At 42.6% G+C, this 19,029-nt stretch carries 20 protein-coding genes; 7 read left to right on the forward strand and 13 right to left on the reverse strand.

Going from position 1 to position 19,029, the window contains the following annotated elements; genetic code table 11:
- Positions 1 to 23: 23 nt before the first annotated feature.
- A complete protein-coding gene (locus BJP37_RS31470; protein WP_075906651.1) occupies positions 24 to 341 on the reverse strand; it encodes a DUF3067 family protein in 318 nt (105 codons plus the stop codon).
- Positions 342 to 580: 239 nt separating this feature from the next.
- On the opposite strand from BJP37_RS31470, the gene petC reads away from it, so the two are divergent.
- Together petC and petA are read left to right on the forward strand one after the other, a co-directional pair.
- Positions 581 to 1,123, forward strand: coding sequence for a cytochrome b6-f complex iron-sulfur subunit (gene petC, locus BJP37_RS31475; protein WP_075904858.1), 543 nt, complete (start codon positions 581 to 583; stop codon positions 1,121 to 1,123).
- Between the two features lie 114 nt (positions 1,124 to 1,237).
- On the forward strand, positions 1,238 to 2,227 hold the full coding sequence (gene petA / locus BJP37_RS31480) for a cytochrome f (protein WP_075904860.1): 990 nt from the start codon (positions 1,238 to 1,240) through the stop codon (positions 2,225 to 2,227).
- 264 nt (positions 2,228 to 2,491) lie between these two features.
- Here petA and BJP37_RS44095 read toward each other — a convergent pair whose 3' ends face one another.
- Positions 2,492 to 2,614, reverse strand: a complete 123-nt coding sequence (locus BJP37_RS44095; protein WP_269087096.1) for a hypothetical protein — start codon at positions 2,612 to 2,614, stop codon at positions 2,492 to 2,494.
- Positions 2,615 to 2,745: 131 nt separating this feature from the next.
- Between BJP37_RS44095 and BJP37_RS31485 the strand changes: the two genes are divergently transcribed.
- The 4 genes from BJP37_RS31485 to BJP37_RS31505 all read left to right on the forward strand — a co-directional run bounded on the left by BJP37_RS31485 (position 2,746) and on the right by BJP37_RS31505 (position 7,605).
- On the forward strand, positions 2,746 to 3,171 hold the full coding sequence (locus BJP37_RS31485) for a hypothetical protein (protein WP_075904862.1): 426 nt from the start codon (positions 2,746 to 2,748) through the stop codon (positions 3,169 to 3,171).
- A 56-nt stretch (positions 3,172 to 3,227) separates the two neighbouring features.
- Positions 3,228 to 5,525 (forward strand): pentapeptide repeat-containing protein, encoded by a 2,298-nt coding sequence (locus tag BJP37_RS31490; RefSeq protein WP_075904864.1) that lies wholly within the window; start codon positions 3,228 to 3,230, stop codon positions 5,523 to 5,525.
- Between the two features lie 291 nt (positions 5,526 to 5,816).
- A complete protein-coding gene (locus BJP37_RS31495) occupies positions 5,817 to 6,236 on the forward strand; it encodes a DUF29 domain-containing protein (RefSeq protein WP_075904866.1) in 420 nt (139 codons plus the stop codon).
- A 223-nt stretch (positions 6,237 to 6,459) separates the two neighbouring features.
- A complete protein-coding gene (locus tag BJP37_RS31505) occupies positions 6,460 to 7,605 on the forward strand; it encodes a DNA cytosine methyltransferase (protein ID WP_075904868.1) in 1,146 nt (381 codons plus the stop codon).
- Between the two features lie 353 nt (positions 7,606 to 7,958).
- Here BJP37_RS31505 and BJP37_RS31510 read toward each other — a convergent pair whose 3' ends face one another.
- From BJP37_RS31510 to BJP37_RS40395, 9 genes are all read right to left on the reverse strand, one after another.
- Positions 7,959 to 8,183 carry a hypothetical protein gene (locus BJP37_RS31510; RefSeq protein WP_075904870.1) on the reverse strand — a complete coding sequence of 75 codons (225 nt, stop codon included), beginning with the start codon at positions 8,181 to 8,183 and terminating at the stop codon, positions 7,959 to 7,961.
- 161 nt (positions 8,184 to 8,344) lie between these two features.
- Positions 8,345 to 8,476 (reverse strand): hypothetical protein, encoded by a 132-nt coding sequence (locus BJP37_RS44100; RefSeq protein WP_269087097.1) that lies wholly within the window; start codon positions 8,474 to 8,476, stop codon positions 8,345 to 8,347.
- Positions 8,476 to 9,054, reverse strand: coding sequence for a Uma2 family endonuclease (locus BJP37_RS31515; protein ID WP_075904872.1), 579 nt, complete (start codon positions 9,052 to 9,054; stop codon positions 8,476 to 8,478). The genes BJP37_RS44100 and BJP37_RS31515 overlap by 1 nt, the downstream gene beginning before the upstream one ends.
- A gap of 329 nt (positions 9,055 to 9,383) precedes the next feature.
- Positions 9,384 to 11,033: a tetratricopeptide repeat-containing sulfotransferase family protein gene (locus tag BJP37_RS31520; RefSeq protein WP_081431400.1), complete on the reverse strand. Its 1,650-nt coding sequence runs from the start codon at positions 11,031 to 11,033 to the stop codon at positions 9,384 to 9,386.
- An 8-nt stretch (positions 11,034 to 11,041) separates the two neighbouring features.
- Positions 11,042 to 12,499 (reverse strand): tetratricopeptide repeat protein, encoded by a 1,458-nt coding sequence (locus BJP37_RS31525; RefSeq protein WP_075904874.1) that lies wholly within the window; start codon positions 12,497 to 12,499, stop codon positions 11,042 to 11,044.
- A gap of 16 nt (positions 12,500 to 12,515) precedes the next feature.
- Positions 12,516 to 12,677 (reverse strand): hypothetical protein, encoded by a 162-nt coding sequence (locus tag BJP37_RS40390; RefSeq protein ID WP_158069846.1) that lies wholly within the window; start codon positions 12,675 to 12,677, stop codon positions 12,516 to 12,518.
- 298 nt (positions 12,678 to 12,975) lie between these two features.
- On the reverse strand, positions 12,976 to 13,500 hold the full coding sequence (locus tag BJP37_RS31530) for a calcium-binding protein (RefSeq protein ID WP_075904876.1): 525 nt from the start codon (positions 13,498 to 13,500) through the stop codon (positions 12,976 to 12,978).
- Positions 13,501 to 13,632: 132 nt separating this feature from the next.
- The gene (locus BJP37_RS31535) at positions 13,633 to 16,539 is read right to left on the reverse strand and encodes a tetratricopeptide repeat protein (protein ID WP_075904878.1); all 2,907 of its coding nucleotides are present in this window, start codon (positions 16,537 to 16,539) and stop codon (positions 13,633 to 13,635) included.
- A 555-nt stretch (positions 16,540 to 17,094) separates the two neighbouring features.
- Positions 17,095 to 17,289: a hypothetical protein gene (locus BJP37_RS40395; protein WP_158069847.1), complete on the reverse strand. Its 195-nt coding sequence runs from the start codon at positions 17,287 to 17,289 to the stop codon at positions 17,095 to 17,097.
- Between the two features lie 13 nt (positions 17,290 to 17,302).
- On the opposite strand from BJP37_RS40395, the gene BJP37_RS31540 reads away from it, so the two are divergent.
- Positions 17,303 to 18,310, forward strand: coding sequence for a glycosyltransferase family 2 protein (locus BJP37_RS31540; protein ID WP_075904880.1), 1,008 nt, complete (start codon positions 17,303 to 17,305; stop codon positions 18,308 to 18,310).
- A gap of 6 nt (positions 18,311 to 18,316) precedes the next feature.
- On the opposite strand, the gene BJP37_RS31545 is transcribed toward BJP37_RS31540, so the two are convergent.
- Positions 18,317 to 18,628, reverse strand: coding sequence for an element excision factor XisI family protein (locus BJP37_RS31545; RefSeq protein WP_075904884.1), 312 nt, complete (start codon positions 18,626 to 18,628; stop codon positions 18,317 to 18,319).
- Positions 18,613 to 18,894: an element excision factor XisH family protein gene (locus BJP37_RS31550; RefSeq protein WP_330359480.1), complete on the reverse strand. Its 282-nt coding sequence runs from the start codon at positions 18,892 to 18,894 to the stop codon at positions 18,613 to 18,615. Before BJP37_RS31550 ends, BJP37_RS31545 begins: the two co-directional genes overlap by 16 nt.
- Between the last annotated feature and the right edge of the window lie 135 nt (positions 18,895 to 19,029).

Raw genomic sequence — 19,029 nt, forward strand, 5'->3', positions numbered from 1 at the left:
CCCGATTCCCCACTCCCTACTCCCTAAAAATCCTCTACCATCCATTCTGAGGACCGCTCACCTAGTTCGATCGGAATACTAACCACTTTGCCTAGTCGTGGACGCTCACGGGTGTTGTTAATGAACTGTTGCACCTGGCTGGCTCCTCCCCAACCTCGGATATAGTTGGCTACTGTATCTAAATGCTCTAGGTACTCAGCTTCAGAAAGGGGGAAGGATTGCTGCTCTAGATACTTCCACATAATCTGAACAAAGATTTTCCCTTGAGTCCTCCGAATCTGGATGTCATAGGAGCGTCCCCACTTATTGAGCAGGAGTTGGTGCAAGTCCTGTCCTGTCATAGCCTCTTGCCCTAACTTCATGTTTACATTTCGTTACAAATACAACGCTTCTTAACTTTATGATAAAGCGTAAAAGAATGTAATAATACTTATAGTTCAAGCCGTGAATCCTTATATTGCAGGGATTTGGGCAACCCTGTCCAGTGGTTAAATTACACTACAGTTAGAAAAACAGGGTTCAAAAAATTCTGGTAATTTTCCCAGAATTGTAAAAAAAGTATACCTTTAGGCGTTCAGTTATGGCTCAAGCTTCTGGCTCTCCAGACGTTCCAGATATGGGGCGTCGCCAATTTATGAACCTCTTGGCGTTTGGGACGATTACCGGCACATTTGTTGGAGCTCTCTACCCAATCGTTAAGTATTTTATCCCCCCATCCAGTGGTGGGGCTGGTGGTGGTGTCACAGCTAAAGATGCTTTGGGCAATGACATCAAGGTCAGCGAGTTTTTAGCTAGTCACAATGTAGGCGATCGCACCCTGACTCAAGGTCTCAAAGGGGACCCCACCTATGTGATTGTTACTGAAGATCAAGGTCTTGAGGCTTACGGTCTCAACGCGGTTTGCACTCACTTAGGCTGTGTTGTGCCTTGGAATGCTAGCAAGAACCGGTTTATCTGTCCTTGCCATGGATCCCAGTATGACAATACTGGCAAGGTAGTACGTGGACCAGCGCCTTTGTCTCTAGCTTTGGCACACGCTACGGTAACAGAAGACGACACCCTAGTCTTCAGCACCTGGAAAGAAACTGACTTCCGCACTGGTGAAGAGCCTTGGTGGAGTTAATTGCTTTAGTCCTTAGTCCTTAGTTTTTAGTTAATTGACTAGTGCTAATCAACCATTAGCAATTAACAAGTTGCAATTTTTAAATTACCAATTTTTGAGTTTTTTGGCTTAGTGATGAGAACACCTGATGTATCGGTGATGGTTAACCGTGGCAAGGGGATGATTGCCAGAGCTATCGTTTTGGTTGTGGCAGCTGTGGCCCTTTTCTTTGCCAGTGATCTGGCAGTTCCCCAGTCAGCTGCTGCCTATCCCTTCTGGGCACAGGAAACTGCTCCAGCAACCCCTCGTGAAGCCACTGGCAAGATAGTTTGTGCTAATTGTCACCTAGCAGAGAAACCGACAGAAGTGGAAATCCCCCAATCGGTACTGCCAGATACTGTATTTGAAGCTGTGGTTAAGATCCCCTATGACCTAGAAGCACAAGAGGTCTATGGTGATGGTTCTAAAGGTGGCTTACAGGTCGGTGCCGTGGTGATGTTACCGGAAGGTTTCAAGATTGCTCCTCCTGACCGGATTCCGGAGGAAATGCAAGAAGAAACCGAAAACATGTACTACCAACCTTACAGCGAAGAGCAGGAAAATATAGTACTCGTTGGTCCTCTACCAGGTGAGGAGTATCAAGAAATTGTGTTCCCAGTTCTCTCTCCTGACCCCAGAACTGAGAAAAATATCTATTTTGGTAAATACCAGCTTCATGTTGGTGGTAACCGGGGACGGGGTCAGGTTTACCCCGCTGGTAACCTTAGCAATAATAATGCCTTTAATGCCTCTGCCACTGGTGAAATTACCAAAATTACCTTTGAAGAGTATGTTGGCTATGACGTCACTATCAAGACCCCAGACGGCGAGACTGTAGTTGATACGGTTCCCCCTGGCCCAGAGTTACTGGTTGCTGAAGGAGATAACGTAGTATCAGGACAACCTCTGAGTACTGATCCTAATGTTGGTGGATTTGGTCAAAGGGATGTAGAAGTCGTCTTACAAGACCCAGCTCGGATTAAGTGGTTGATGCTTTTCATCGGCGCAATTATGCTATCTCAAGTGTTGCTAGTTATTAAGAAGAAGCAAGTTGAGAAAGTCCAAGCTGCTGAAATGAATTTCTAGTCTTAAGTGGCTGGTTGAGAGGTCACAAAGCGCGTTTGTATTTGGGTTGTAAACACAATTCTTGGCGAAAAAGGCAAGAGGCATGCATGCTAAAGGCAAGAGGGTAAAGAGATCCTCAGCTTTATTGTCCAATAACAAAATCCTTGCTAGGTTTACATCTCATTTATAAACGCTATATTGCGATAGTTATTGGTTAAAGGTTGACAGTTGATGGTTGTAGGGATGTATAGTTGTGTCCCTTGGCTATCAATGGTCAACCTTTATTTATTTAGGGAGTCGGGAGTCGGGAGTCGGGAGTCGGGAGTCGGGAGTCGGGAATAGAAATATAGCAATCCTATCTGATTCGTGGAAGAAATGGCCTGCTTTAAGGCAAAAGGCAGGAGGCACCCACCCCTAACCCCTCCCAGGAGGGGAATGCTAGAAGGGAAGGGAGAAGCAGGGAGTTTTGAATAAGTCCAGGGATTTTAGAAATGATTTAGAATTGCTATATATCAATCTAAATTTGTGGTGATTGAACTATGAATGACAATACTGATCAAAGTCGGAGCTTGACAGTTGGCGATGTAGGAGGGGACTTTAAACCAATCGGCTCAGCAATCATGTCAGATAACGTTCAGATTAGCGGTACAGTTGCCGAGTCCATAAACCAGTTACCTGCCTCGTCTGATCCTACAAAACCAGGTATCAAAGAATTATTGTCTCAACTAATTGAGGCAATCTCTACCTCGTCAGATCTAAATGATGAAGACAAAGCTGAAGCTTTGGAGCAGGTTGAAATTATAGCTGAAGTTGGAAATAATCCTAATGATGAAGCTATGAAAAAGAAGGGAAAGACAGCAGTAAAAATATTGAAAGGAACGGTTTCTGGCTTATCTAATGTTGCGACACTAACAGAGGCATGTGGGAAATTGTTGCCTTTAATTACCAAATTATTGGGGCTATAACTATTATTTTTTTAAGTTAGGCTGTCATCAGGCAAAATTTTATCAAGGCCAAGCAAATGGCAAACAAACTGGATATTAACTTACTGAGACAAGGTTTCAAAGTCTGGAATCTATGTAGGAAGCTAAATCCTCTAAGTATTCCCAACCTTAAGGGGGCGAATCTTACAGGATTAAACCTCTATAGAGTAGATCTCAGTGGAGCAGATCTCAGTGAAGTAGACTTTAGCAAGACCTCACTCTACAAAGCAAACTTAAGGGGTGCGAACCTCTATAAAGCAAACCTTAGTACTGCAATTCTTCAGGAAGCAGACCTTAGTGACGCAAGTCTGATCGAAGCTAACCTGAAAGATAAGAAATTTCCTCAAACAAATCTCAGCGGAGCAAATTTTACTAGGGCAAACCTTAATGGAGTAAAATTCTATGCACATACAAACCTTAGTAAGACCAACTTTAGTCTGTCTAATCTCAGCCGAGCAGATTTTAGCGGACTAAATTTAAGGGGTAATAACTTTACTGGATCAAATTTGTATCAAGCAAATCTTAGTGCAACAAACCTTAATGGAACAAACTTCAATGGCGCTAATCTTAGTGGAGCTAACCTCGAACATGCCAATTTACGAGAAGCCCAGATTCAAGAAGCAACCATTGATGAGAAATGGTATTTAGTTTGGGACATCGTTAATAATGGTGTAGAAGGGCGAGAGCTTCAAGGACTTGATCTAAGTATGGCTGACCTTGAAGAAGCAAATCTTTCTGAAGCTGATTTGAGTAGGGTCGATTTCACAAGAACAAAGCTTAATGGAGCTAATCTTGCTAAGTCTATTCTCAAGGATGCTAATCTCTGTGAGGCAGATCTTAGGGGAGCAGATCTTAGGGGAGCAGATCTTAGGGGAGCGAACCTCAACTATACAAAATTACACCGCACCCAAATTCAGGAAGCAATTATTGACAAAAAATGGTATTTGGTTTGGGACATTGTTAATAATGGTGCGGAAGAACGAGATCTTAGGGAAGCCGATCTTAGCGAAGCCGACCTGAGCGAAGTAAACTTCAAAAACGCAAATCTTAGCAGAGTTGACTTTAGTAGCTCTATTTTTAACAGAGCTGATTTGAGTTGGACGGATCTTAGTAGAGCAAATTTCAGGAAAGCAAATCTTGCCGGAGCAAATTTTAACTGGGCAGACTTGAACAATGCAGATCTTAGCGAAGTGCAAGGATTTGACTCAATAACCTGTAGCGGTGCTAATTTTAATGGCGCAAGCTTCCGTCAAACAAGTATCAATAGACGTACTGATTTGCCAGAATCTACTGAGGCAGCTCCAATCCGAAATAAAAAAGAGTTTTTTGAAAGTCTACTCTCTTGGAAAAATCAAGAATCGCTTAATGAATCCCTCAAAAAATCGTTATCATCATCTCAAAAAAGCTTTATACCTGGAATATTGCTGTATACGGATGAAGATGAAAAATTATCCCTTTATGTAAGAAAACACTTTGATGCTCTAGACAAACTAACGGGAGATTGGTGTACTATCTATCTTTTGGAGAATCCCTCCCCTAAGTGGAGACAAGCAAATCAAAATTGGAGGAGAATGATTGAATCTGGTTTGGATTTAAGCTGGTTTAGAACTAAACCCTACGATAAGTCGGAAGCCTATGATATTGCTAGAGAGTTGAAGGTGGAGTTAAGCAATCTTCCATGTCTTGTGCTTATTTGTCCTGAAAACTTATCTGAAAGACTAGTATTTGAAATCCAAGAAGTATCAGCGAACTACTTCAGGAAATTATTCTCAACTATTGAAAACTTAGTAACAACTTCTCAACTTAAAGGATTGAATCAACAAAAAAAACGTGCTAAAGTTTTCGATAATATAAAAAGTAATTTTTATGAAATAGTAAATATTTTAGAAAAAAAAGCAACTAAGCATCAACAAAATTATGGTGTCAAGTATTTTTTTAACAGTAATAATCTTTCGGTTTCCGTTGAGCCAGTTAATATCGAAAATGTAAACTACACGGATAAAAGTAGAAGTTCGACAATAGGAAATGTCGGGGGAAATTTTAATCCAATAGCTTCATCATTGATAGGAGATGGTTTGACTGTGAGTGGTACAGTTGCTGAATCTATCGATTTTGACCAAGACATGCCTAAAGGGGTGGACCTTCAAAACCGACAGGAGGAAAAAACTCTAAGCCAAACCTCTAAATCTGATAAATCCAAATCTATAGTTAAGGTTGTAGTAATAATTGTTATTTTCTTTGCTCTACTCGCAGGAGTAGCAGCATACATCTTATTTCAATTAGGCTTATCTAGGAATCCCGTGCCTCGCCCATCTCAAGAGCAAAGTGCGATGTAGGGATTATGGCATTAGTGCCAGATTCAGGACGAAAAACTTTCTATTGTTACTAAAAACTACCAATCCGGTGGCTTTTATTTTGAGAGCGCAGAAGCTCCCCATAGGATTGCCTGTGGTAAGATAAAAAAAGAGAATATTTTAAGTATGAGATTCCCCTTGATTAGTTGAATCCATGCTGTTAATTTTTTCTCTGAAAGCCTCAAGAGGAGCGTTATTTTTTGCCGACAGTTTTATCTGAAAACGGGAGAGCCTCTGATCGTTACAAAAAAAATAGAAAAGGATGAGCAAGCAATGAGTAATAGTGACTTGTATGATCAGGATTTCGTTCTGTGGACTGAGACAACTTGCCAGCAACTCAAAACCAAAAACTTTGATGAGTTGGATATAGACAATTTAATTGAGGAGATAGCATCCTTGGGAAGATATGATAGACGAGAGCTTCAGAGCCGACTTAAAGTTTTGATGGAACATTTGCTGAAAAGGCAGTACGTAGATTCAGAGCCTGATTATCGAGGCTGGGAAAATACCATCGATGAACAAAGAGAACAGATTAATCTTCTGTTGTCTGAATCTCCTAGCCTTAAGCCTTATCTTGAATCGGTCTTTTCCGATTGCTACAAATATCCACTGAAGAAGGTGAGCAGGAATTATCCATCTGTTAGTTTCCCTCAGAATTGTCCTTTCACTTCTGATATTTTAGATCAAGATTGACCTATCCTATGCGATTGGCCGTAGGTCACGCTACGTGAACGCACTATAATAAAGTGTCGTTATGATTGGGATTATTAATCTTAATATCTACCTATATGAGTGTTTTTGAACGTTCTAAGCACCTCTATGTATCTCCTGATTTTGATAAAATCATAAAAGACACAATTCGCTTTTTTAATCAAACTCCAGTTCATACACTTCCGGTTCCAGAGCGTTTTTGAAAATGTCTAAAATTTCGTGCTTAGAGCTATTTGCTGGCGCGGGGGGTCTAGCCACAGGTATTCGGCTATCTGGAGTCAAACATAAAGCTTTTATTGACTGGAATAAAAATGCCTGTCAAACCTTGTCCCATAACTACAGTGACAAGCTTGTTCACAATATAGATATTCGTGAATTCGATTTTAATCAGTTTGGTTATGTAGACATGATTGCAGGTGGACCTCCCTGTCAGCCATTTTCCATGGGGGGTAAGCATAAGGGGGATAGGGATCAACGAGATATGTTTCCCTATGTTTGTAAGGCAATAACTACTTGTATTCCTAAAGTTTTTATCTTTGAAAATGTCAAAGGTCTTCTGAGAAAATCCTTTGCCAGCTATTTTGACTACCTTATTTTAAGATTGATTTATCCTGATGTTGACCGGAAGGATAGAGAAAACTGGGATGATCATCTGAGAAGACTGGAACAAATCCATACCTCAGATAAATATGACGGGGTAAAATACAAGGTGGTTTTTCGATTAGTTGATGCCGCCGATTATGGCATTCCTCAACGCCGGGAACGGGTGTTCATTGTTGGCATCAGAGAAGATTTAACTATCCAATGGTCTTTCCCTAAAAAAACTCATTCTCTCGATGGGTTACTTTGGTCACAATTCGTTAGTTATGATTATTGGGAGAAGCATGGAATCAAGCCTTCAACCACTGAAAATCTAGATAAACGAACTCAGCAACGAGTTAATCTGCTAAAGCAACAACTCACTCTATTCACGCCATCTTTGAAACCCTGGAAAACAGTTAGAGACCAAATTGGAAAACTTCCGGAACCTGATTCATTAGGTAGTTTTGATCTTGACCATGTCTTAAGAAAGGGAGCAAGAATTTATCCTGGACATACTGGCAGTTACATTGATATGCCTTCCAAAGCTCTAAAGGCAGGAGATCATGGTGTACCTGGAGGAGAAAATATGATTCGTTATCATGATGGTCGAGTCCGCTATTACACCACTTATGAAGCTAAGCGCATCCAGACTTTCCCAGATAATTATAAAATTTTCGGCTCATGGACAGAGGCCATGAGGCAGATAGGCAATGCTGTACCTGTAGAACTAAGTCACCATATCGCTGATTCTTTAGTCAAGGTTATCTAGCATTTTTATGTAAGTTGTAAATATAGAATTGATATCAAAAGGGAGCAGGGAACAGGGAATAGGAAATAGGGAATAGGGAATAGGGAATAGGGAAAAAATCCTGTTTACCTCATTAGCTTAGAAACCGCTATAGTCTGGATTGATAATCCTTAGCTTGCCAATTGGATTAAATTAAAAAGCAAAAAAAATAGCCGTAGAAATACTATCCACGGCTATTTCAGTAAACACTATGTCATGTCTCTCACTTTCCGAATCAATCCGGATCTGATCCTATTTCATTGGGCAAAGGTCACGCTACGCAAACAGACCGGAGCCTTTGCCAGGGGGGGAAACCCCCCCAGAAATTTAAGGTGTTAACGCCAAGTCTGATACTTGGTTGCAAAACTAATTACTTGCCCTGGAATTCCGGTTGGCTGCAAAGGGCTCCAGTCGGAAACCGACCCATACCCGAGTGCAGAAAGGGAGTAAATAGTCTTGGTGACTCCTTCAGGAGAGCCCTTAATGTACTTAATACGTTGTTTATTTTGGTTAGATTCATCAGAATTATTGTTTTGATTCGGGAGAAAGTTTTGAGACATGGTTAAAAACCTGAATTATGTTTATAGTGATTATTGTAATGATTATTAATTTTGTTGTCAAGGGTTTTTATAAATTTTTTTTTGGGAGGTAATTTGAGAATCAATTTCATGATTTAGCCGTCAGCATTCAGCCGTCAGCTGTCAGTTTTAAGTTGATTTTATTAAAAAGCTGTTTCCATCCCATGATTACAGAGTTTTGGCTGATAGCTGATAGCTGATAACTGATAGCTGACAGCTAAAAGCTGATAGCTGATAGCTGATAGCTGACAGCTGATCGCTGACAACTTCCCCATCAATTAGCACTGTTCACCTGTAAAGCCGTCAACTTCAAATCACCGAAAGTCTGGGAAACAATCTGCTGATTATCACGAAATTCTTGTTTTTCATAACTACCATTTTTTAATACCAACACAGTTACTAACTGCTCTTGGGGGTCAATAATCCAATATTCAGGAATAGCCCTTTCTTGGTATTGTTTTACCTTCTCTACATAATCACGTTGGTAGTTTTCATCCCTTTGGTTTTTGTAGGGGCTAACTACTTCAGCCACAAACTGTGGGGGAAGCATATCAAGGGTGATAGTTAGGCGTTTTTCAGTTTGGATAAGATGTTCTTCTCTAATTACTACCAAATCTGGATAGCGGTTTTGAGGATTTCCTGGAACTTGTAATTCACAATTGTGCATTTTAATTAAACGGCGGTAAACTAGTTGGATTAATTCATCCCTTAGCCACATTACCCTCCAATTATTTGGTTCACTCTCAGGAGGCAATTCTACTAACTCCCCATCAAACAGCTCATAACGGTTATCTGTGCCATCATCGTATTCCAGGTATTCCTCAAAAGTGAGTTTGGAGGTGGTTTTAACCATGGTGATTTTAGGGAAAAGGGAACAGGGAACAGGGAACAGGGAATCGGGAACAGGGAACAGTAGGAAATAGGCGTTGCTGAATTAAGAAATGAATGCGCGATCATTTGGTTTTATTAAAGCCCCCTAAATACCCCATAATTGGGGGTCTAGGGCGTGTCTTATTACCTCGGAGATCCCCCTAAATCCCCCTTAAAAAAGGGGGACTTTGAGTATGGATCCCCCCTTTTTCAAGGGGGGCTGGGGGGGATCATAATCTTGCGTAAAACGTTTAAAACACGCCCTAGGGGAGCAAAACCATACGCATAATCAGCAACACCGCTTTTTTTATTTTAATCCCAATTAAATGACATTCCTAAATAATCTTCCAACTTCTGATTATGAGGTCGAAAGAAGTCACTTAAGGTTTGTTTCAATTCCTGAATAATGGGAGTGTAAGACCTACCATTGCATTTGGGGTATTGAAAAAACTTCTGATCAGATAATCCCAAGAATTCAATGATGGTACTCATGACAGTATTAGTATTGCTATAGAAGTCTTCACTCTTCACTATTAAAAATTGTTCTCTTGGAAAAATCTCCATCCATCGTTTTAACTTATAGACGTAAAGACTTCCTAATAAATTATTTGGGTGTCGATACCCAATCTGTAATAGATCTGATTCTGTCAAACTTTCCAGTCGTTGCTTCTCTAGAGCTAGGGAATCTTCTAGACTGCGCTTTTCTCGGCCATGATAAAAATTGTGATAGTAACAAGAGATAGCGCGATCAACAGGATTTCTCAATAAAATAATCAGCTTAACCTTGGGAAAACACTGAAACATCCGTTGGGCAGATTCAGTGCAGTCAAAATAATTAGGACTTGCTTCCCCAGCTAAGAAATTAGGATAGTCGGTAATAGATGGAAAATGGGCGAGATACCAATCAATCCCTTGATTATAATATTTACTGAAAAAATTTAACTCTTTTTTATGAGGGGAGATAATTTGTGGATAACGACTCAGATACATATATAATGAAGATGTACCACATCTAGCCGCTCCAATAATAACGAAGTCTGGACCATGCTCTTTTTTAGGTTTCCAGTGAACCTCGGCAAGTTTGGGATTGGATGCAACTGCTGTCTTGTAAGAGCTAGTTTGGTAACAGCTAATCGCCTCCTCAAGTTGCCCTTGCTCGGTTAGCACATCCCCTAAATTCCCCCAAGCTAGAGGAAAATCTGGTTGCCGTTCGATGCACTGTCGATAAAAGGTGATAAGTTGCTCTAACTGCTCTGATTCAATCCAGGTGTACTGTAGGTCTACATAAGCTCGCTTAAAACAGGGGTCAAGCTCAATCGCTTTTTGATAAGACTCTATGGCTTCTTTAAATCGACTTTGCCCTCTGAGGAGTTGACCTAACTGATGATAATCTTTAGCGCTAGGGTTGGGATTACTATCGACTATTTGTCGATAATAGTTCATGGCTTGGTGATTTCGGGGATTATTCTCGACCGCCTGTTGATAAAGTGCGATCGCATCTTCCATCTTTCCCTGGGATTTGAGTATCTCCCCCAGACGATAGTAAACTTGGAGTAAATTGGGCTTTAACTCAATCGCTTGTCGATAACAGGTGATAGCTTGGTCTGGTTTGCCTAGAGACCAGAGCCTGTTGCCCAACTTAACATGCTCCTCTGGTTTAGCCCAATGTGGCTCTAGGGTTAGAGCCTGATACCAACACTCCGTAGCTTCCTCCTGTTGACCTGTCTTAGCAAAAACCCGAGCCAAGTTACGGTAAGCTCCAGCAAATTTCGGGTCAATTGCGATCGCTTTTTCGTAACATGCGATCGCATCTGGCCACTGTTGCTGTTGAGCATACAGACTCCCCCGATTAGCATGGTCTTTAGCCAACTTTAATTGAATTTTCACCACCTTGAGCTGGCCCTGGGTTTGGTCAACAGAGTCGTGGTCATGACCCGAAGAGTGTTTGATATCCCTTGACATCGTTACCGTTAAGACGCTATTTTTTGAACAATCACTATGCGAGCCTGATGCAGAATCTCAAACTGACCCTTAACTGAATCTAGAAACCTATTAATCCCAATTTTAGGCGCTTCTTGTGGTTTAGCCGGATTGCTCCATCCATAGTTATTAACGATCATCAGCCCTCCAACCTTGAGCAGCTTCCAACAAAGTAAAGCATTTTGCTCAGCAATGGTAGCTTTGTGACGCCTGTCGCGAATGTTAGCTAAATCGTAGCAATTGCCATCAAGGGAATTAAGCAACTGCTCAGGTTTTCCCTCTAACCTAGTCACCTTTTCCGCTGCTCCAGTTTTAGCTATATTTCCAGCAAACTCTTCCTGAAAGTGTGGCGAAACACAGGTTAATCGAGCTGAGGAGTTAGTCAGGATTTTATCAAGTAACCAGCAAGCGGAATTGCCTTGAAAACTCCCAATTTCCAAACACTGAGCATCAGCAATACCAGCTAGGGGCTGCAAGTGTTTTTCCCAGACCGGAATTTTAAACGTAAACCTATCCTCGGTGAATCGATAATCCTTCTGAGCACACTGATGCCAACCCCGCAATTGAGCAGCTTTTTGATAACAAGTGTAGGCTTCGGTTAATTCACCTTTTTTTACCAAAGCATCCCCGAGTTTAACATAAGTCCAGGGATAGTCACCCACTGTCGCAATTACCGCACGGCATGAGACAATGGCTTCATCCCACTTCTGCTGTTTAATCAACAGTTGGATCAGTTCCCGATAAGCTCCAGGAAAATTTGGATCAACCTCAATCGAGCGGCGAAACGCTGCAATCGCTGTGTCCACCATTCCTTGTTTGAGCCAAATCCCAGCTATTTTATAGTGGGCCTTAGCTTGATTTGGGTCAAGGTCGAGTAACTGACGATAACATGCGATCGCATTCTCCCACTTGCCCTGGGCTATCAAACAGTCTCCTAACTCGTAGTAAGCTGCCCATAAGCTGGAGTCACGGTCAATCGCATTTTGGAAACAAGCAATGGCTCGATCCGGTTTACCCTGACCCAGGAAGGCTTTCCCTAGTTTATAATGCCCCTGAGCCTTTGCTGATTTTGGTTTCAGGCTCAGAGTCTGATACCAACACTCAATTTCCTCCTCTTTTTTCCCCAGCTGAGAATAGATTTCTGCCAGACTCCAGTAAGCCTCAGCAAAATCTGGCTGGAGGCGTATAGCATGATAGTAGGATGCGATCGCTTGCTGCCACTGTTGTTGACTGGTGTATAAACTACCGAATTTAGCATAGACTTGCACTAAATTCGGTTTCTCATCGAACACTCTAGAGTGCCAGAAAATTGCGTCATCGAACCGACCCATCCCTTGCAAGATATTGCCTAAAACTCGGCAAGTCGAGGCAAAATCAGCTCGATTTGGGGATGGACTTTCCAACGCTTGCTCACAAGCGGTAATTGCTTCAGTTAAGTAAGTGTACATGAGAGGGAACAGCGGATCACCGGAACAGGGAATCGGGAATCGGGAATCGGGAATCGGGATCGAGCGCTACTTGATTAACTCTTGCCTCTTGCCTTCCCCTCCTGGGAGGGGTTAGGGGTGGGTTCCTCTTGCCTCTTGCCTCTTGCCTGTTACCTTTCCTAATTAAAGTTATGTTCACCACTCAAATCAAGCATTAAGCGGTCAGCACTCAGCAGTCAGCGGTCAGCAGTCAGCAGTCAGCGCTTGGTCTTTGGCACCTCAACTATCGTGGCACAGGCTTCTAGCAGTATCGTGTCGCAGGCTTGGACGCTGGGATGTAAAGCATAACCTGATAGCTGATTGCTGATTGCTGATTGCTGATTACTGATTACTGATTACTGATTACTGATTACTGATAGCTGATTACTGATTACTGATTACTGATTACTGATTACTGATTACTGATTGCTGATTGCTGATTGCTGATTGCTGATCTACTAAAGTATCTCAAAACCATCGTCAGTTTGATTAATTTCAACATCCAAACCTGAACTCAATTGAGCAATGGTTTGCCCATCAACTTTTAGCTCACCAGTGATCGAATCGTAAGTCACGTTAGTCTGGTCACTAACCCCTGGAATCACGATCCGATCTTCTCCAGACTGAAACTCAGTAATAATATCCGGTGCATCGTCAAAGAACTCGAAGGTAAATGTATCATTTCCAGGACCTCCGATCGCCACATCACTTCCTGGTCCTATGATCAGGTTATCATTTCCTTCTCCACCCAGCACCACATCATCGCCTTGATCGCCAGTGATTTGGTCATCTCCTGCTCCACCCAGGGCCACATCATCCCCGTCACCACCACTAACGTCATCGGTTTGATCACCAGTCTGAATAACATCTAGACCATCGCTCCCATCAACATTAACTGGCTTATCGTCTGGTCCTAAAATCACGAAGCCATCTTCATTAGTTGGGATAACTTCAACATCTGGGTCAGCAACAATAGAAGACATTTACTATAACTCCTTCTTTATTTATCCTAGTTGATATGTAATATCAACTATAATTTATTAATTTTTTTTTTGCCACAATCTTAGTTTTTTTGATTCTCAAATAGTTTTATTTAAATGGCATTATTTGCCTCATTATTGGTTATAAACCCTTGATATTAGCTGATTTAGACCAGTAATTTTAATTACTGATTGAAGGGAATCTAGGTTAACTAATATATTTTCTGTTAGTGAGCTAGTATACATTAGTTTGCGAATAGGATAACATTCAAAATTTTCTCCTTTTACATAATAATGTTTCAGTCCCAATTGTTGGCTAATAAGCCAGTAATCTGTTCTCACATAATTGGGTGACACTAGTTCTATAATTTGAGTTCCAGGGCGACAAAATACCGTATTGGTCAAACCAGCGCCATGGGGAGCAACAATTACTTTGACAGAAGTAAATAAAGCAACTTGTTCCCTCACAGACAGGCTTTCTAGAGCAATCGTAATAAAACCAAATTGGGATAGCAGTTCCTTGACCTCAGTTTCGTTGAGAACTTGTCGATGTCTGGCTTGAGCTCTAGTGATGTATATACGCTCTGGGTATCTTAATTCGAGAGTTTGCGGTAGAAACGTCTGTCTGAGGAAGTTGATAGTACCCTTCGGTACCCAATCAAAATGTCCGGGAAAGGAGGGTAAGACTAACTCCCGGGCTTGAATATGGGGGTAGCGATCGCTTGAGATAATTTTGTTAGCAGCAATGCCTAAGCAATTGAGGGTTTCTTGTTGAAAGGGTTGCTGTGGCGTGTTGATCAAAAACCAATCAATCTTAGCAAAATCTATCCCACTGCGGCGCAGGATTTCAATTCTAGGCAGGACATCAAACATCCAGTGGTAGTAGCCATGTCCCGACAATCCCGATAGAACCGCTACTGTGCCATCAATGTACTCTAAAGGCGGCATCTGATCCAGACTAAAGATTATATGGTTTCTGGGGTCATAATTCTGACATCCAGGTAAATACCATGGGTAATTTCGAGAGACGTCAGATAGCAAATAATCATCTGGGGTAATGATGGCGATGCCATTACAAATCTTCCAGTAACTGCTTTGGGGGGCAATCCAAGCCCGTCCTTGTGGGATAGTCGCCACAAAAACAGTAGGGGAATCCACAGACAGTGTTTCCGGTGGGTTACACTGATAGACCCTATTGCCCAGATGAATGGACTCAAACTGGTTACACAGTCGTCTCATACATCGGTTACAGGTAACACCGCCACATTGAGACTGGGACTGAGGCTGGGACTGAGACTGGGATTGAGACTGGGACTGTCTGGCTTCAACAGATATAGGAGCCAGGGCAGAAGCTGGTGGCGCTACCATGGACATGGTGTTGAGATCCTTTGGCAAACCATTGCCCTGTAAACCATGGTTCACAGAAACTTCAATTTCCCTCGATCCCGTATATTGCCAATCCTTATCGATGCTTGACCAAGGTACCTCTATGTAGTAGCAACCATGGCACTCTGTGCTTATATACCAATCCCTGGTCGCTTCATAAATGCCCTTGATCCGGTGAGGAGGTTGGGAGCTAAGAGGGTTAGCACTATAGTTATCTCTCGGCACGTTATCTCTCGGCAATACTCCGAGACTACCAAGCTTACCGCTGACCTTGCCCTCTTCTAAGTGCTGATGCCAGAGGGCTTCGTAGTATTCAAGGGCTTGCTGGAACCGCTTTTGTTTGCTTAAGACTTGCCCTAACCGTAGATAAATCTGAGGATGAGCTGGTTGCAAGGCTAAACCCATGTGATAAGTCATTACTGCTGCATCCAGTCGCTGCTGCTCGGCTAAACAATCCCCTAAGCGTATATACAACTCAACCTGGTCTGGCTGAATCTGTAACGCTTTCTGGTAATACTTTTCCGCCTGCTTTGATGCACCATACTCAAGCAAGGTATCCCCTAAATACAAATAAGTCTGCGACAGATAGAGGCAGACTTGGAAAGTATCCTCTTTGTTCCGTAGTGCCTCAAGAAATCCAGAACAATAGATTTGCGATCGCTCGAATATGTCCTGGCCTGGTAAAGCTTTAGCACGTTGGCAATAAGCCTCCACAAACGCTGGCTGCAATGCGATCGCTTTTCGTAAATAGTCAAAGGCTAGGGCTAGTTTCCCCTGAGCCATCAAGGCGCTGGCGCACTCACTGTAAGTCAATATCTGTTCTGGATCCAGCCTAAGCAGCCTTTCAAAATACTGCACTGCTACCGGATAATTCCCCTTCTTTTGCCATAACCGACCCAGATTTAAGTAAGCTGATTTTAGCTCTGGGTTTAACTCAATCGCACTACTGTATGCCACCAGAGCCTGACCTGGCTTACCTTGTGCTTGCAGCACCTTACCCAGGTTATTATACAGAGTGCCCCACTTAGGATTATGGTCGATACCTTGTTGGTCGATACCTTGTTGATAGACCGCCTTTGCTGCCTCGAATTGTTTTAGATCGTAGAGAACACAGCCCAAATTATTGTAAGCGCTGAGGTAATCTGGCTGATTGGTAATGGCTTGGCGATAACTGTTGCTGGCTTCCTCTAACTGACCCCGTTCACCATACAACACTCCTAGGTGATAGTGGGCTTTGGCATCCTTGGGGTTAAGAGCGATCGCTTGCTGATAGCTTTCTTTGGCAGCATCCCACTCCCAGAGCTTGTGCCTCGTGATGCCTAGATTGTAATGGTACTCAGCCTGACGGGGCTGTAGGTAAACAGCCTGTTGATAATGCCATTCTGCTGTTGATAAATCCTTGAGTTGACTATATAACTCACCTAAGCAGGCATGAGTTTGAGCTCGTTCCGGTTGGAGTTGCACCGCTTTACTATAGGCATAAATTGCTTGCCTGGGCTTTCCCTGAGCAGCTAGAGCAAAGCCTAGTAAGACATTGAATTCCCCAGAATCAGGCTGCCGTTTCAGGGCTTGCCGACAAGAAGCAACGGCTTGACCCCATTGCTTCTTGGCTAAATAAGCCTTGACTTGTTGGTAAGTTGGTTCAACCTTGATCATTAGGCAGCTATCGGGTTAGAACTAGCTTGGGCAGATGGATAGTTGAACTGTCCCCCGCTTCAATCCAGCATCCTGGTTTTCAACCGTTAGAGTTTTGATAATTAACGTCTAGTTAAAACTAGCTCAGATAACCGTAACAAAGGACACCAAATTGCTAACTGGTTATTTGCAATTTGTTAGTTGTAATTGAATGACTGTAACGTAATTACTATTACTCATTACCTAAATTTGTAGATTACCTATATTAGTATATAGCAATAAACAAAAAAAGTTAATTTTCACAGTTTTGGGATTTTTTGTGGTTTTTTTACATAAAACGACTATTTCGCTCTAGTTTTTGTTTGAAACAAATTTTTTTGGCAAAGTTTTTATATTGTTATCATTAAATCTTCATATTAGTTTCATAAAAAAAGCTAATAAAAAAAGCTAATAACATAAGCTAATAACATAAGCTATCAGCTTAAGCGCTACGCGCACGCGTGCGCGTTCAGCTATTGGCCGTAGGCTGACGGCTGACGGCACCTCAAGTAGCGTGCGCGTAGCGCATATGCTTACCTAATTACTATCGGGATTTGTGTAGGAATTGTGAGAATTTTTGTCCCGAAGTTGCCTGTTGCCTGTTGCCTGTTGCCTGTTGCCTGTTGCCTGTTGCCTGTTGCCTGTTGCCTGTTGCCTGATCCGCTGTTGCCTGTTCCCAGATCCGCTGTTCCGTTTGCTATATAAGGCTATAGCAGTGCTCAATCGGGTCATGGGAGGATCGTAAATGATACCACAAGTCAGTGTAATTATTCCCGCCTATAATTGCGATCGCTATATTACCGAAGCAGTGGAAAGTGCCCTGAATCAAAAAGCCTGTTCCTATGAGGTAGTAGTAATTGATGATGGTTCAACAGACCAGACTCGATCACTGTTGGAACCCTATCGCGGACGCATTCGTTACATTTATCAAGAAAACCAAGGAGTCTCTCTTGCCCGCAACCATGGCATTAAACTAGCCTTGGGTGAATTTGTGGCATTCCTCGATGCCGATGACTTTTTTCTGCCAGGTAAGTTAGCTGCCCAGTTAGCAGTGTTTGAAGCACAACCCCATCTGGGAATTGTCCATAGTGGTTGGTATCGTGTCGATTCCCAGGGTAAGCTACTGATGACGGTGCGTCCATGGGAGAAAGTACCAGAATTAAACTTAGAAAGTTGGCTACTGTGGAAGCCAGTCCTGCCTAGTGCGATGATGTTCCGTCGCCATTGGCTAGAGTCCGTTGGCGGGTTTGACCCCAGGTTTCCACCCGCTGAAGATACAGAAATCTTGCTACGGTTAGCCCTCAAGGGTTGTCCTGCCGCTTGGTTGCGTGAGGTAACCGTAGGCTATCGGCAACATCACCAAAGTGCCATGCACAAGGGACTGCCTCAAGCTTGCTCCCTGTCAGCAGCCATTGACAACTTCTTTAAACAGGCTGATTTACCACCAGGAATCCGTCTATTAGAAAATCAGGTGCGCTATGGAACCCTAGTCTGGATTGCTTGGTATTTATATAATACAGGACATCCCAGGGAAATGATCAAGTATTTACAACAGGCTTGGGGCTATAGTCCTTATTTACCCATGGAGACAGTGGTAAATTGGGCAGAGAATTTTGCCGAGTTTTCCAAGAATTGGGGCGGGGAGTTTGATGCTGATGGGTTGGGGAAGTCACCAGAGTGGCAGCAGTTGATGCAATGGGTGATGGCTCAGGGGAGAGAGACGATGTTGGTAGGTGGGTCTAGCTTGTACTAACTGAAACTACTGCATCAGTTGGTAATCAAGACCAGTAATAATATTTTCTGCGGGGATACCAGCGGCAATAAGAGCCGAGGCCAACCCTTCCTCAAAGTTATCCTCTTCAATAACAACTTGGCCATTAACCAAGCGAGCGTGAAACAAAATCGAGTTAATCCAGCGTTGCTTATCCCAGCCAGTAGCCAGAACTAGGAAGTGACCGGTCTCGGTATCGCAAACAGGATAAAGCCGAATCGCTTGTATACTCGGTTGGGCGCGAGTTTCCTCTTGCAGGATTTGTTTGAGAATATCTGAATAGTTTAGTGAGTGATCCATTGAACAATAGCCTCTTGCTCGGGTTCATAAACTAATAAGTTAATTTTATTCCTCTCGACGGCTAGCTGAAAAATTGTTGTTTGGAAATGCCGAAGATAACTTGTTTTACTGATAGCTAAAAACAATAGATCCCCCCTAACCCCCCTTAAAAAAGGGGGGAAACTGTCGTTCTGGATCTTGTCCCTCCAAAGCCCATTGGTAAAGCTGAAGCTGTCCCATTGTTTTTTCCAGTTCATTAATAACTGAAAAAGTAAGCATTCAGCCATCAGCAGTCAGCAGTCAGCTAATCAACGGGAGGTAGTAAACAAGCATCGGAGGTGCTGGTAGGGCTGGTTGAAAATCCCTGCTCGTTTTACTGTAAGCATTCAGGCTACCGCTATCAGCCGTCAGCTTATTTTATT

The sequence above is a fragment of the Moorena bouillonii PNG genome, from assembly GCF_001942495.1.
Taxonomy (GTDB): Bacteria; Cyanobacteriota; Cyanobacteriia; order Cyanobacteriales; family Coleofasciculaceae; genus Moorena; species Moorena bouillonii.

What these genes read in the sequence shown, in the direction of transcription:
- petC (WP_075904858.1), top strand. Translation starts at nt 581, where the DNA reads ATGGCTCAAGCTTCTGGCTCTCCAGACGTTCCAGATATGGGGCGTCGC.
- BJP37_RS31535 (WP_075904878.1), bottom strand. Translation starts at nt 16,539, where the DNA reads ATGATCAAGGTTGAACCAACTTACCAACAAGTCAAGGCTTATTTAGCC.
- BJP37_RS31550 (WP_330359480.1), bottom strand. Translation starts at nt 18,894, where the DNA reads ATGGCTGAATGCTTACTTTTTCAGTTATTAATGAACTGGAAAAAACAA.
- BJP37_RS44100 (WP_269087097.1), bottom strand. Translation starts at nt 8,476, where the DNA reads ATGGGGAAGTTGTCAGCGATCAGCTGTCAGCTATCAGCTATCAGCTAT.
- BJP37_RS31470 (WP_075906651.1), bottom strand. Translation starts at nt 341, where the DNA reads ATGACAGGACAGGACTTGCACCAACTCCTGCTCAATAAGTGGGGACGC.
- petA (WP_075904860.1), top strand. Translation starts at nt 1,238, where the DNA reads ATGAGAACACCTGATGTATCGGTGATGGTTAACCGTGGCAAGGGGATG.
- BJP37_RS31490 (WP_075904864.1), top strand. Translation starts at nt 3,228, where the DNA reads ATGGCAAACAAACTGGATATTAACTTACTGAGACAAGGTTTCAAAGTC.
- BJP37_RS31510 (WP_075904870.1), bottom strand. Translation starts at nt 8,183, where the DNA reads ATGTCTCAAAACTTTCTCCCGAATCAAAACAATAATTCTGATGAATCT.
- BJP37_RS31495 (WP_075904866.1), top strand. Translation starts at nt 5,817, where the DNA reads ATGAGTAATAGTGACTTGTATGATCAGGATTTCGTTCTGTGGACTGAG.
- BJP37_RS31515 (WP_075904872.1), bottom strand. Translation starts at nt 9,054, where the DNA reads ATGGTTAAAACCACCTCCAAACTCACTTTTGAGGAATACCTGGAATAC.
- BJP37_RS40395 (WP_158069847.1), bottom strand. Translation starts at nt 17,289, where the DNA reads ATGACCCGATTGAGCACTGCTATAGCCTTATATAGCAAACGGAACAGC.
- BJP37_RS31530 (WP_075904876.1), bottom strand. Translation starts at nt 13,500, where the DNA reads ATGTCTTCTATTGTTGCTGACCCAGATGTTGAAGTTATCCCAACTAAT.
- BJP37_RS31540 (WP_075904880.1), top strand. Translation starts at nt 17,303, where the DNA reads ATGATACCACAAGTCAGTGTAATTATTCCCGCCTATAATTGCGATCGC.
- BJP37_RS31545 (WP_075904884.1), bottom strand. Translation starts at nt 18,628, where the DNA reads ATGGATCACTCACTAAACTATTCAGATATTCTCAAACAAATCCTGCAA.
- BJP37_RS31485 (WP_075904862.1), top strand. Translation starts at nt 2,746, where the DNA reads ATGAATGACAATACTGATCAAAGTCGGAGCTTGACAGTTGGCGATGTA.
- BJP37_RS31525 (WP_075904874.1), bottom strand. Translation starts at nt 12,499, where the DNA reads ATGTACACTTACTTAACTGAAGCAATTACCGCTTGTGAGCAAGCGTTG.
- BJP37_RS31505 (WP_075904868.1), top strand. Translation starts at nt 6,460, where the DNA reads ATGTCTAAAATTTCGTGCTTAGAGCTATTTGCTGGCGCGGGGGGTCTA.
- BJP37_RS31520 (WP_081431400.1), bottom strand. Translation starts at nt 11,033, where the DNA reads ATGTCAAGGGATATCAAACACTCTTCGGGTCATGACCACGACTCTGTT.